This window comes from Streptomyces sp. Ru71 (genome assembly GCF_002920535.1).
In the GTDB taxonomy this organism is placed as follows: domain Bacteria; phylum Actinomycetota; class Actinomycetes; order Streptomycetales; family Streptomycetaceae; genus Streptomyces.
Map to the genome: position 1 here is coordinate 1 of NZ_PQSS01000025.1, position 12,809 is coordinate 12,809.

General features: G+C 71.8%; 13 protein-coding genes. 4 read left to right on the top strand and 9 right to left on the bottom strand.

Features of this window, described 5'->3' with window-relative positions:
- Positions 1-180: 180 nt before the first annotated feature.
- Positions 181-912 carry a nucleotidyltransferase family protein gene (locus C3489_RS17090; protein ID WP_103782702.1) on the top strand — a complete coding sequence of 244 codons (732 nt, stop codon included), beginning with the start codon at positions 181-183 and terminating at the stop codon, positions 910-912.
- A 163-nt stretch (positions 913-1,075) separates the two neighbouring features.
- Here the strand turns inward: C3489_RS17090 and C3489_RS17095 are convergent, their stop codons facing one another.
- From C3489_RS17095 to C3489_RS17120, 6 genes are all read right to left on the bottom strand, one after another.
- Positions 1,076-2,818, bottom strand: a complete 1,743-nt coding sequence (locus C3489_RS17095; RefSeq protein WP_181139707.1) for a DoxX family protein — start codon at positions 2,816-2,818, stop codon at positions 1,076-1,078.
- Positions 2,819-2,990: 172 nt separating this feature from the next.
- Positions 2,991-3,932: a 23S rRNA (guanosine(2251)-2'-O)-methyltransferase RlmB gene (gene rlmB, locus C3489_RS17100; protein WP_103782704.1), complete on the bottom strand. Its 942-nt coding sequence runs from the start codon at positions 3,930-3,932 to the stop codon at positions 2,991-2,993.
- Positions 3,933-4,017: 85 nt separating this feature from the next.
- Entirely contained in the window at positions 4,018-5,415 is a 1,398-nt protein-coding gene (gene cysS / locus C3489_RS17105) for a cysteine--tRNA ligase (protein ID WP_181139708.1), read from the bottom strand.
- Positions 5,416-5,514: 99 nt separating this feature from the next.
- Positions 5,515-6,009, bottom strand: a complete 495-nt coding sequence (gene ispF / locus C3489_RS38700) for a 2-C-methyl-D-erythritol 2,4-cyclodiphosphate synthase (protein WP_181139709.1) — start codon at positions 6,007-6,009, stop codon at positions 5,515-5,517.
- On the bottom strand, positions 5,999-6,751 hold the full coding sequence (gene ispD / locus C3489_RS17110; protein ID WP_103782705.1) for a 2-C-methyl-D-erythritol 4-phosphate cytidylyltransferase: 753 nt from the start codon (positions 6,749-6,751) through the stop codon (positions 5,999-6,001). Before ispD ends, ispF begins: the two co-directional genes overlap by 11 nt.
- Before the next feature lie 316 nt (positions 6,752-7,067).
- A complete protein-coding gene (locus C3489_RS17120) occupies positions 7,068-7,550 on the bottom strand; it encodes a CarD family transcriptional regulator (protein WP_003953493.1) in 483 nt (160 codons plus the stop codon).
- A gap of 689 nt (positions 7,551-8,239) precedes the next feature.
- Here C3489_RS17120 and C3489_RS17130 point away from each other — a divergent pair.
- Entirely contained in the window at positions 8,240-8,902 is a 663-nt protein-coding gene (locus C3489_RS17130; RefSeq protein ID WP_103782707.1) for a DUF461 domain-containing protein, read from the top strand.
- 98 nt (positions 8,903-9,000) lie between these two features.
- On the opposite strand, the gene C3489_RS17135 is transcribed toward C3489_RS17130, so the two are convergent.
- Positions 9,001-9,681 (bottom strand): response regulator transcription factor, encoded by a 681-nt coding sequence (locus C3489_RS17135; protein WP_030734890.1) that lies wholly within the window; start codon positions 9,679-9,681, stop codon positions 9,001-9,003.
- Positions 9,678-10,976 carry a cell wall metabolism sensor histidine kinase WalK gene (locus tag C3489_RS17140; RefSeq protein ID WP_103782708.1) on the bottom strand — a complete coding sequence of 433 codons (1,299 nt, stop codon included), beginning with the start codon at positions 10,974-10,976 and terminating at the stop codon, positions 9,678-9,680. The genes C3489_RS17135 and C3489_RS17140 overlap by 4 nt, the downstream gene beginning before the upstream one ends.
- 202 nt (positions 10,977-11,178) lie before the next feature.
- Here C3489_RS17140 and phoU point away from each other — a divergent pair, with 202 nt between their 5' ends.
- Positions 11,179-11,868 (top strand): phosphate signaling complex protein PhoU, encoded by a 690-nt coding sequence (gene phoU / locus C3489_RS17145; RefSeq protein ID WP_103782709.1) that lies wholly within the window; start codon positions 11,179-11,181, stop codon positions 11,866-11,868.
- Between the two features lie 113 nt (positions 11,869-11,981).
- The gene (locus tag C3489_RS17150; protein ID WP_181139710.1) at positions 11,982-12,146 is read left to right on the top strand and encodes a hypothetical protein; all 165 of its coding nucleotides are present in this window, start codon (positions 11,982-11,984) and stop codon (positions 12,144-12,146) included.
- Positions 12,147-12,212: 66 nt separating this feature from the next.
- Here C3489_RS17150 and C3489_RS17155 read toward each other — a convergent pair whose 3' ends face one another.
- Positions 12,213-12,743, bottom strand: a complete 531-nt coding sequence (locus tag C3489_RS17155) for a hypothetical protein (protein WP_103782710.1) — start codon at positions 12,741-12,743, stop codon at positions 12,213-12,215.
- Between the last annotated feature and the right edge of the window lie 66 nt (positions 12,744-12,809).

The window sequence follows — 12,809 nt, forward strand, 5'->3', positions numbered from 1 at the left end:
CCCACCCACCGGCCCAAGGCGCTACACCAGCCACGACGCGACAGCGACGGGCCGCCGCAGGCATTTCAGGGGCGCGGGGAACTGCGCGAGCAACCACCCACACACCCGCAGACGAAAACGGCCCCTACAACACACCCACCCGCACCAAACCAACCCCCCGCCGCCGCCTAGGCTTCGGGCATGACCCACCCGCACGCCGCGTCCCGCCCCACCCAAGCCGTCATCCTGGCCGGAGGCCAAGGCTCCCGGCTGCGCCCGTACACCGACGACCGCCCCAAGCCGATGGTCGAGATCCCCGGCACGGGCACGCCGATCATCGGCCACCAGCTGGCCTGGCTCGCCGACGAGGGCGTCACGGACGTCGTCATCTCCTGCGGCCACCTCGCCGAAGTGCTCCAGGACTGGCTCCAGTCGGCCGACCTCCCCGTACGCGTCACGACCGTCGTGGAGTCCGAGCCCCTCGGCCGCGGCGGCGGCCTGCGCTTCGCGGCCGCCCACCTGCCGCACCCGGACCTCCCCTGGTACGCCACCAACGGCGACATCTGGACCCGCTTCTCGCTGCGCGAGATGGCCGACTTCCACACCGAGCGCGACGCGATGGCCACCCTCGCCCTGGCCCGCCCCCGCATCCCCTGGGGCGCGGTGAAGACGGACGGGTTCGGTCACATCACCGACTTCATCGAGGCGCCCCCCTCCACCTTCGAGATCAACGCGGGCGTCTACGTCTTCTCCCCCGCCTTCGCCGACCTCCTCCCGGAACGCGGCGACCACGAGCGCACCACGTTCCCGCACCTGGCCCGCCAGCGCCGCCTGGCCGGCTTCCCGATCCCGCACGGCGCGTACTGGCGGGCTATCGACACGGCGAAGGACCTCACCGAGGCGGCGAAGGAACTGGCGTCCTTGAGCCGCTGAAGACAACGAACCGCAAGACAACCAACCCCTGAACCACGACAAGGGGCCCCGCACCCCCAGGCGCAGGACCCCATCAACCACGAACGACCGCCGGGCCGGCCGACAACAGGACCGAGGAACATTCAGCCGGTGGGCTTCCCGAGCAGCCCGCCCACCGGCTCCGTTACCCCAACAGGCCGCCCACAAGGCCGGACTGGTCGGAACCGGAACCCCCGGAGCCGGAGCCGCCGGAGCCGGAGCCACCGGAACCGCCCCCGCTGCCGGACCCGCCGGACGCGGTGCCCCCGGAGGTCGGCCCGGAGCTGGTGCTCGGCTCCTGACCGGCCGGGGAGGACTGCCGCGACGGCGCCTGCCCGGCGCTGCCCTGCGTCTGGCTGGGCCCACTGGTCGCCGTACCCGACGAACGCCGCGCGCCCGGCGTGCCGGCCTCGTGCGAGGGCCCCGCGGACGTCGCGCCCTGGGTCGGCGCGGTGGACGCGGACGGCGTGCGCCGCGCCGACGACCGGTCGTCGGGCTCCTGCGGAAGCGGCGAGCCGGGCAGCTCGTTGCGCGGGGCCTCCCCGGGCCCGGGCACGACCACCCGGTCGGCGTCGCGGACGGCACCGCCGAGCAGCGAGCCGACGAGCAGCGTGAGACCGGTGACGATCACGGTGATCAGCGCACCGCGGCGCAGCACATAGCGCCGCAGCTCCCAGATGTCGGAGCGCGGTCCGAGCCGCCGCCAGGCGCTCGCGGCGAGCCGGCCGTCGACGGAGTAGACGGGGGCGCCGGCGATGATCAGCGGCGACCAGGCGGCGAGGTAGATGATGTCGGGGGCGTCGTAGGCGGGAACGGTCTTCCAGCTGACGGTGACGATGAGCGCGGCCGACAGCAGCGCGCCGACCACGGCCGCGACCCGCTGCCAGCAGCCCAGGACGGTCAGCACCCCGACCAGCACCTGGAGGAAGGCGATGACCAGCCCGGAGCCGACCGGGTGGTGCAGGGCGAACTGGCGCAGCGGTTCGGCGACCTCCCAGGGGTGCAGGGTGTTGAGCCACTTGACCATGGAGCCGCGCTTGCCGCCGTCGAAGTAGACGGGGTCGCACAGCTTGCCCATGCCGGCGTAGATGGAGATGAAGCCGAGGAAGATGCGCAGCGGGAGCAGGACGACGCCGAGGTTCATGCGCCGGTGCGGGTAGTACGCGTGCCGCGCGGGATCGTCCCCGTGCCGCTTGCGCGCCCCGGACTCGTCACGCTGCTCCTGCTCGGCGTACCCGGGTCCGGGCCCGTATCCGGCGTATCCGTCCCCGGCCTCGCCCTCGTATCCGGCGGCCCCGTTCGCGTCCCCGTATCCGGGTTCGTCGTAGGCGCTGCCGACGGTGCGCATGGCGGGGAGCAGCCGGGTGCCGGCGCCCTCGTCGGAGGTGCGCTGGGCGCCGACGACGGGCGTCTCGACGGTCCGGTCCAGCTCGTCGTAGCCGAAGTCGTGGCCCGGGTGGCCCGGGTGGCCCGGCTCGACGCGGGGCAGCACCTGCGTGGCTCCGGCGTCGGCCGCCGACGGCTCGGCGTGGCCGACGCTGCCGGCCCGCACGGCCTGCAGGAGGCGGTGGGCGCCGGTGTCGTCGGGGGCGGACCTGCCGCTCCAGACGACGGGTCGGCGGCGGGCCCCGGCGGCCGTGTCGGCGGCGTGCGCGGCACCGGCGAGGGGCGCGCGGGCGGTGTCCTGGGTGGCGCTCACGTGCCGCGCGATCCGCGGGGATCTGGTGCGCACGGACGACGCACCCAGCTGCACGCGGAAGCTCGCGTGAGTGACGATGATCTGCGCCGGATCGCTCGGCACCTTCACCATGCTCAGCGCGGGAGCGTCGTCGAATCCCGACGAGCGGTCCCCCGTGGGTGTGCGGGGTGTTCTGGTGTCCACACTCATCTAACCGAGTGATGTGTGGTTAGGACACTGCCTTGACCGTGCGGATCTGTCCGGACCCCGTCAAGGTTGTCCCGATCGCCCGGAATCCCCCGTGTGGGGGACACCGGCGAACAGGCATTCAGCCACGGCGCCGCGCCACAGGCCTTCAGACATGGCGCCGCACCGCAGGCCCTCAGCTACGGCGCCGCGCCGCCTCGTACAGCACGATGCCCGCCGCGACACCGGCGTTCAGCGACTCGGCGCCACCCGGCATCGGGATGCGCACCCGGTAGTCGCAGGTCTCGCCGACGAGCCGGGACAGGCCCTTGCCCTCGCTGCCGACGACGACACACACCGGCCCGCCGAGCGCGTCCAGCTCACCGAGCTCGACGTCCCCGTCGGCGGCGAGGCCGACGACGATGATCCCGGCCTTCTTGTACGCCTCCAGCGCCCGCGTCAGATTGGTCGCCCGCGCCACGGGCGTGCGGGCGGCCGTACCGGCGGACGTCTTCCAGGCGCCGGCGGTCATCCCGGCCGCGCGCCGCTCGGGCACGACGACACCGTGCCCGCCGAAGGCGGAGACGGACCGCACGACCGCGCCGAGGTTGCGCGGGTCGGTCACACCGTCGAGGGCGACGATGAGCGGGTCCTCACCGTCGTCCGCCGCGGCGTCGGCGAGGTCCTCGGGGTGGGCGTACTCGTACGGCGGGATCTGCAGCACGAGCCCCTGGTGGTTGAGCCCGTTGGTCATCCGGTCCAGCTCGGGACGCGGGGCCTCCATCAGGTTGATGCCACCGCGCTCGGCGGCGAGCTGCAGCGCCTCGCGCACCCGCTCGTCGTTGTCGATGAACTGCTGGACGTACAGCGTGGAGGCGGGCACGCCCTCACGCAGCGCCTCGACGACCGGGTTGCGGCCGACGACCAGCTCGGAGGGGGACTTGCCGGCGCCCCGGCGCTGCGGCGCACGGCCCTGCGCGCGGCGGGCCTTCGCCTGGGCGGCACGCTGCTTGGCGTGGCCCTTGCGCATCTCGGCGGGCGGGGTCGGGCCCTTGCCCTCCAGGCCCCGGCGCCGCTTGCCGCCACTGCCGACCTGCGCGCCCTTCTTGCCGGACATGCGACGGTTGTTCGCGGCCATGACCTACCTGTCTTCGTGATGCGTGGTGTACGTACGTCAGTGCAAGTGTGCCGCCCATGGCGACGGGCGGCACATTCGCGGTGTTCTAGCGGGCCCCGAGGCTCCAGCGCGGCCCCTGCGGGCTGTCCTCGATGACCAGCCCCGACTGCCCGAGCTGGTCCCGGATCGCGTCCGCGGTGGCCCAGTCCTTGCGGGCGCGAGCGGACTCACGCTGATCGAGGACGAGCCGTACGAGGCTGTCGACGACGCCGTGCAGGTCGTCGCCCCGGTCGTTCTCGCCCGCCCACTGCGCGTCGAGCGGGTCGAGCCCGAGGACGCCGAGCATCGCCCGCACCTCGGCGAGCCGCGCCACGGCGGCGTCCTTGTCGTCGGCGGCCAGGGCGCTGTTGCCCTGCCGGACCGTCGTGTGGATCACCGCGAGGGCCTGCGGGACGCCCAGGTCGTCGTCCATGGCCTCGGCGAAGGCGGGCGGCACCTCGGCGGCGGGCTCGACCTCGCCGGCCTTCTCCACCACCCGCTGCACGAAGCCCTCGATCCGGGCGAACGCGGACTCGGCCTCGCGCAGGGCGTCCTCGCTGTACTCGATGGTCGAGCGGTAGTGCGGGGTGCCCAGGTAGTACCGCAGCACGATGGGCCGCCACCGCTTGGCCATCTCCGACACGAGCACGCTGTTGCCGAGCGACTTCGACATCTTCTCGCCGCTCATGGTGACCCAGGCGTTGTGCACCCAGTACTGGGCGAAGTCGTCGCCGAACGCCTTGGCCTGGGCGATCTCGTTCTCGTGGTGCGGGAAGATCAGGTCGAGCCCGCCGCCGTGGATGTCGAAGGCGGAGCCCAGGTACTTGTGCGCCATGGCCGAGCACTCCAGGTGCCAGCCCGGACGCCCCCGGCCCCACGGCGTCTCCCAGTCGGGCTCGCCCGGCTTGGTGGCCTTCCACATCGCGAAGTCGCGCGGGTCGCGCTTGCCGGTGATGCCCTCCTCGGCAGGCTGGCGCATCTCGTCCAGGTCCTGCTTGGACAGCTCCAGGTACGAGGGCCAGGAGCGCACGTCGAAGTAGACGCTGCCGTCGGCCTCGTAGGCGTGCCCGCGTTCGATGAGGGTGCGCATCATCTCGACCATCTCGGTCACGTGCCCGGTGGCACGCGGCTCGTAGGTCGGCGGGAGGCAGCCGAGGGCGCTGTAGCCGTCGTTGAAGGCGCGCTCGTTCTCGTAACCGATCGACCACCAGGGCCGGTTCTGCTCATGGGCCTTGGCGATGATCTTGTCGTCGATGTCGGTGACGTTCCTGATGAACGTCACGTCGTAGCCGCGGTACTGAAACCAGCGGCGCATGATGTCGAAGTTCAGCCCGGAGCGGATGTGCCCGATGTGCGGGGCCGCCTGCACGGTGGCGCCACACAGGTAGATCGAGACACAACCCGGCGTGAGCGGGGTGAAGTCACGGATCTGCCGGGCGCTGGTGTCGTACAGGCGAATCGTCACGCATCCAGGGTAGTGGGCACGGACGAGTGCCTCGCGCCCTTGGGCCGACAAGGCACGGTTTCGTGACCTCGGGGCCGGCCGGCCCCGCGAACCGGCCGGTCAGCCCACCCGCACCACGAGTGCCGTCGCCACGGCCATGAGTCCTTCGTCCCGGCCGGGGAAGCCGAGCCCGTCCGTCGTCGCCCCGGAGACGGACACCGGCGCCCCCGCCGCCTCGGAGAGCACCTTCTCCGCCTCCGCCCGCCGCTTGCCGATCTTCGGCCGGGGGCCGACGACCTGCACCGCGACATTGCCGATCCGGAAGCCGGCGGCGCGCACGATCCGCGCCGCCTCCGTCAGCAGGGTGACACCGGACGCGCCGGACCACTCGGGCCGCCCGGTGCCGAAGTGCTGCCCCAGGTCACCGAGACCGGCGGCGGAGAACAGCGCGTTGCACGCCGCGTGCGCGACGACGTCCGCGTCGGAGTGGCCGGCCAGGCCGGGCCCCTCGCCCTCCCACTTCAGCCCGCCGCACCACAGCTCGCGGCCGTCCTCGAAGGCGTGGATGTCGGTGCCGATGCCGACCTGCGGGAGCACCACGTCCTCAGAACCCATCGTTCAGCCTCCTGCGCGCGAGCACGGCCTCCGCCAGGACCAGGTCCAGCGGCCGCGTCACCTTGAACGCCTCCTCGTGGCCCGGCACCACCACGACCCGCTCGCCGAGCCGCTCGACCATGCCGGCGTCGTCGGTGACGTCGTCCGTGACGGTCTCGTGCGCCCGCACCAGCGTGGCCCGCTCGAAGCCCTGCGGGGTCTGCACGGCCCGCAGCCGCGCCCGCTCCGGCGTGGCCAGAACCGGCTCCGGCTCGCCCGCCTCGGCGGCCGGTTCGACCTCCTTGACGGTGTCCGCGAGCGGCAGCGCGGGAACCACGGCGACCGCGCCCTCGCGCACGGCCTCGATCACCGCGTCCACGGTGTCGACGGGAACCAGCGGCCGCGCGGCGTCGTGCACCAGCACGATGTCGTACTCGGGCGGCAGCGCCTCAAGACCCAGCCTGACCGATTCCTGACGGGTCTGTCCGCCGGGCACCACGACGAAATCCGTGCGCTCGGGCAGCGCGTGCGCGTCGAGCAGGCTCTTGACCTCGCCCGCCCCGTCCGGCGGGGCCACCACGACGACGAGGGAGACGAAACGGGACGCCGCCATGGCGCGCACCGCGTGCACCAGCATGGGCGTGCCGCTCAGCGCGCGCAGTGCCTTGGGGGCGCCCGGCCCCAGACGCACGCCACGCCCGGCGGCCGGAATCACCACAGCCGTGCGTGGTTCGGTGATCGAAGGACGCGATACCTCAGACATCGGTTCCTGTCAGGTTTGTGTGCTCGGCCCGGGTGGGTATGGCCTCACCGTGCCGGGCGCGCGACGCTCTGACCGGACCCTTCCGTGACCCTGGTCGGGCGGGCAGCCCGGGCCCGGCACCGCGGCAGCGGGGGTTCCCCGTGTACGGCAGGACGGCTTGGACGGCAGTGGCGTCACGTGCGCGGATACGAAACGTACGGATGCGTAGCGTACGCAGCGGTGGATACGAACATGCCGCAGCGCCCGGCGACAGCTGTTGCGTCATCGGGCACCGCGGCATTTCACACCGTGCTGAACTGAGGCGGACGGGGCCGCGTCAGGAAGCGAGAACCTCGTCGAGGAGGGCCTCGGCCTTGTCCTCGTTCGTGTTCTCCGCGAGGGCGAGTTCGCTCACCAGGATCTGGCGTGCCTTGGCGAGCATGCGCTTCTCACCCGCGGAGAGTCCGCGCTCGCGCTCACGACGCCACAGGTCACGCACGACTTCCGCGACCTTGATGACATCGCCGGAGGCGAGCTTCTCCAGATTTGCCTTGTAGCGACGGGACCAGTTCGTGGGCTCCTCGGCGTACGGCGCGCGCAGCACCTCGAAGACCCGGTCGAGCCCGTCCTGACCGACCACATCACGTACGCCGACGAACTCCGCATTGTCCGCTGGCACACGTACCGTCAGGTCACCCTGGGCGACCTTCAGCACCAAGTAGGTCTTGTCCACGCCTTTGATCTGGCGAGTTTCGATGGCCTCGATCAGCGCGGCCCCGTGATGGGGATAGACCACGGTGTCGCCAACCTTGAACGTCATGTGACAGGTACCCCTTCCGTGGCTATCCAGGGTAACACGGATACGGCGTCTTCTGAATGGCGTTTTCGCAGGTCAGGGCATATCTCGGGGCTTGACAACAGCGACGGGGACGTGCTGCGCGGGGCGACCGGAGGCAGGTATTCGCAGGTGGGAGCCGCTTCTCGGGGCGCCTGAAACACGCCCGTCACAGCCTTCGGGGGCCTCCTGCGGAGGGCCGAACATCACAAAATGTCCGGTTCCAAGCGTGCGACTTCCGCTACTCCGTTCGGCCCCATGGAGACGGTTACGAGTCGAATCCGGAATTGATCACGCCGTACCGGGAAGCGCGCGGCAAGCGCTCTCGAACCGATCAGGAAGGGGCCGGCTCATCGGGTGTGATCAATTCCGGTGACGGCCGTGCATTCTTCACGGAAAATTCGCCGACCGGAGTGACGGAGACCTGCGACGACTTATGTGAATGGCGGACGAAGCGAGTGGTCAATGTGACTGGTGAGTCAGTTGTGGCAACTGACGGCCGAAGGGGCCCCGGTCACCCCCTGTGCGGGTACCGCCTGCTGAGCGATCCGGGGGTTCGGGGGAGGGTCGGGTGCGGCTGCGTGGGAACGGCTCGGTAACCTAAGCCCGCTGACTGACCCTTAGGGCGGCTTTACAAGGAAAGCTGCCCCTGCGTTCAAGGAGTTGCCGCCGCCGTGAGCAGCAGCCTTCGACGCGGCGCCCTCGCCGCCTCCGTCACCGCCCTCTCGATCGCCTCGCTGGCCGCCTGCGGCGCCGGTAACGACAGCCAGACCCTGCAGATCAAGCCGGACAACGCGGCGACGAGCGTCGGGGACATCAAGATCCAGAACGCGACCGTCATCACCCAGCCCGACCGCGAGTCCACCGGCCCGGCCGCCGTCTCCGCCACCCTGTTCAACTCCAGCGGCACCGACCAGACCCTGGACGCCGTCAAGGTGGAGGGCTCCGGCCAGAACGTCGAGCTCAAGCCGGTCGGCGGCAAGGGCAAGGTGACCGTCCCGGCCCATGGCTCCGTCGTCATCGGCGGCAAGGGCAACGCGTCGGCGATCCTGGCGTCCGGCCGCGAGGCCGTCCAGAACGGCAACGTGCAGAAGGTGACCTTCACCTTCAGCAAGACCGGTGACGTGACGCTGGCCGCGTTCGTCGTCCCGGCCACCAGCTACTTCAGCGACTGGGGCCCGAGCGACGTCCCGAGCGCCCCGGCGCAGAGCCCGTCGCAGTCGCCGTCCGGCTCCGCGTCGGCGTCCTCCTCGGCGAGCCCGTCGCAGTCGCCGTCACAGTCGGCCTCGGGCAACCCGAGCAGCCAGGCCTCGGCCTCGCAGTCGGCCGGCCACTGAGCCGCGGACACGTGACGACGAAGGGCGGGACCCCGTGAGGGGTGCCGCCCTTCGTCGTCGTGGTGCCGTTGCCTTCCAGCTCGGGGTGCCCGTGGGCTTTACGGCTCGAACTTGTAGCCGAGCCCCCGCACCGTCACCAGGTAGCGCGGCGCCCCCGGGTCCGGTTCGATCTTGGCGCGCAGCCGCTTGACGTGGACGTCGAGGGTCTTGGTGTCGCCCACGTAGTCCGCGCCCCACACGCGGTCGATGAGCTGCATACGGGTCAGCACGCGGCCGGCGTTGCGCAGCAGCATCTCCAGCAGGTCGAACTCCTTCAGCGGAAGGTCGACCTTGGAACCGCCGACGGTCACCACGTGCCGGTCGACGTCCATGCGGACCGGGCCGGCCTCCAGCGCGGCCGGCGCGACCTCCTCCGGCTCGCCGCGGCGGCGCAGCACCGCGCGGATGCGGGCGACCAGCTCGCGGGAGGAGAAGGGCTTGGTGACGTAGTCGTCGGCCCCTATCTCCAGGCCGACGACCTTGTCGATCTCGCTGTCCTTGGCGGTCACCATGATCACGGGGACGTTGGAGCGGCCGCGCAGCTGACGGCACACCTCCGTACCGGGCAGCCCCGGCAGCATCAGGTCGAGGAGGACGAGGTCGGCGCCGTTGCGCTCGAACTCGTCGAGTCCGTCGGGGCCGGTGGCCGCCACGGCCACCTCGAAGCCCTCCTTGCGGAGCATGTACGACAGGGCGTCGGAGAAGGACTCCTCGTCCTCGACGACGAGCACTCGGGTCACGGAAGGACCTCCGGGGCGGAAAGCGTTTCGTACGCGGATGAGTCGGGGGTGTGGGACGAGCCGCGCGACGGCTCGGCGGACCGGCCGGCCCCGTCGGGGTCGTCCTCGCCTTCGAGGTCGGGGTGCTGCTGGGCGCGGTCCCGGCCCGCACCCGCCTCCGGCAGTCGCAGGGTGAAGGTGGAGCCCTGTCCCTCGGCGCTCCACACCGTGACCTCCCCGCCGTGCGAGGCGGCCACGTGCTTGACGATGGCCAGACCCAGGCCGGTGCCTCCGGTGGCACGGGAACGGGCCGGGTCGACCCGGTAGAAGCGCTCGAAGATGCGCTCCTTGTCCTTGTCGGAGATGCCGATGCCCTGGTCGGTCACGGCGATCTCGATCATGTCCCCGCCGGGCGCGGTCAGGCGCCGGGCGGCGATGCCCACGCGGGTGCGGGCCGGGGAGTAGTTGACTGCGTTCTCGACGAGGTTGCCGAGGGCGGCGGCGAGCTGCCCGCGGTTGCCCCACACGGCCAGGTCGGCGGTGCCGCCGGCGGCCATGGTGATCTGCTTGGTGCCCGCCTGGTGCCGGCAGCGGTCGATGGCCTCGGCGACCAGCTCGTCGACCCGGACCGGCTCGGCGTCCTCCAGCGGGTCGTCGTTCTGCACCCGGGAGAGGTCGATGAGCTCCTGCACCAGGTTGGTCAGCCGGGTGGCCTCGATCTGCATGCGCCCGGCGAACCGCTGCACGGCCTCCGGGTCGTCGGAGGCGTCCATCACGGCCTCGGACAGCAGGGAGAGCGCGCCGACCGGGGTCTTCAGCTCATGGCTCACATTGGCCACGAAGTCCCGCCGGACCGCTTCGATGCGCCGGGCCTCGGTGAGGTCCTCGACCAGCAGCAGCACCAGCCGCGACCCGAGCGGGGCGACCCGCGCGGAGACGGCGAGCGCCTCGCCCCGTCCGGTGCCCCGCCGGGGCAGATCCAGCTCGACCTGCCGTATCTCCCCGTCCCTGCGGGTGTCCCGGGCCATCTGGAGCATCGGCTCGACGGCGAGCCGGCCGCCGCGCACCAGCCCGAGGGCGTACGCGGCGGAGCTGGCCTTGACCACGGCGTCCGCCTCGTCGAGGACGACGGCGGAGGAGCGGAGCACGGACAGGACGGTGTCGACGCCGGGCGGGAGCACGGCCTCGGTGTGCAGAGAAGTACGAGTGGGGCGCTTCTGCTCCCGCTCGCTCCAGCGGAACGCCAGCATGGCGATCACGCCGGTGAGCACCCCGGCGATCGCTGCCGCTGCGGCGACCGCCGCGTTCACGTCCATGCCACCAGGTTAGGCATGGGGTACGACATGCCCACAGCCGTCCGGCTGTCAGCTCGAACACTCGTCGCTCAGAGTTCACCTTGGGGCCAGGATTGGTTCATTTGGGGTGGCGGAACCGGACGCGTAGGGGACGGAACGTGGGAGCGTGGGGTCGGGACCCCTGCCCCGGAACCCCGGACGACACGCACGAGAGGGAACCTAGATGCGGGACGCGTACCACGAGGAACTGGACTCGATCGGCGACGGTCTGGTGGAGATGGCCCGGCTGGTCGGGTCGGCGATCGGACGCGCCACGACCGCCATCCTGGACGCCGATCTGAAGCTGGCCGAGAGCGTGATCGAGGCCGACCAGAAGGTCGACGAGCTGCAGCACGACCTGGAGGCGCGAGCCATAGCGCTGCTGGCGCGGCAGCAGCCGGTGGCCACCGATCTGCGGATCGTCGTCACCTCGCTGCGCATGAGCGCCGACCTGGAGCGCTCCGGCGACCTGGCCCAGCACGTGGCCAAGCTCGCCCGGCTGCGTTTCCCGGCGCGGGCGGTGCCGCAGGACATCCACGCCACGATCCTGGAGATGGGCCAGCTCGCGCAGCGCCTGATGGCCAAGGCGGCCGAGGTGATCATCACCAAGGACGTCGACCTGGCACTGCAGCTGGAGCAGGACGACGACGCGATGGACCTGCTGCACCGCACGCTCTTCCAGCACCTGATCGACGACCGCTGGAAGCACGGCATCGAGACGGCCGTCGACGTCACCCTGCTGGGCCGCTACTACGAGCGCTACGCCGACCACGCGGTCGCGGTCGCCAAGCGGGTGGTGTATCTGGTCACGGGTGAGCACGCGGACGAGCTCCAGCAGGACATCCAGCCGGTGCCGGGCGCGGACGGCGCCTGACGGGACGCAGCCGGGGGCGCGCGATGGACCGCGCGCGCTCGTATGCGCCGTTGATGCGCCCGACGGACCGGGCATGCAATGGGCACAGGCACGAGCCTCGTATAGGAGGAACCATGGCCGATTCCCCCAGCACGCCCGGTACCACGTCCGACCCCACCCAGGAACGCCCGACCGAACAGAGCGCCGAGATCAGGAACCTGACCCTGATAGGCGCCTGCGGCTGCGGCTCGGGCTGCGGATGCGGCTGCCAGTCGGGCAACCCGTGCCAGTGCGGCTGATCCGCTGATTCGACGCCGAGGACCCCGGCCGCCGCCACGGCGCCGCCGGGGCCTTCGGCGTGCCGGTCAGCCGCCCGCGCGGACCGTGATCTGCACGTCGGCGGTGGCCCGGATGGTGCCGGCCGGGCTCAGCTGGAAGGCGACCGACACCGTCTGGGCGCTGCCGTCAGCCGCCGCGCGCCGCTGATCTACCTGCGCCGCGGGCGCCAGGATGGCCCGCGCGCCCCCGCACAGGCCCAGCGTGGCGGGGTCGTTGCCGGCGTCGCCGTGGTTGTAGTCGTCGAGATCGTCGACGTCGGGCACGAGGTGGCTGTCCCGCAGATAGGCCCGCAGCGCGTGTCTGCTGCTGCGCAGGGACACGGCGAGCCGGACCTCACCGCTCGCCGCGGCCGCGTGCGACACGTAGTGAACGTCCTCGGCACCGGCGGGCAGCGACAGCCCCGTCGCACCGAGCGCCTGGTCGAGCGGCACGTCGGAGTGCGCGCAGGCACGCCGGTCCCCGAAGGGATGCGCGGCGTCCCCCTCCGCGTACCACCAGCCGGCCGCGAGCACGAGCAGCGCGCTCGCCCCGCCGATCCCCCACGCCGTCCGCCCCATGCCCGCAGGCTACCGACCCGTACGGTCGCCGTGCCCGCCGGGCGGGCGGAGCATGAGAGGAGGACG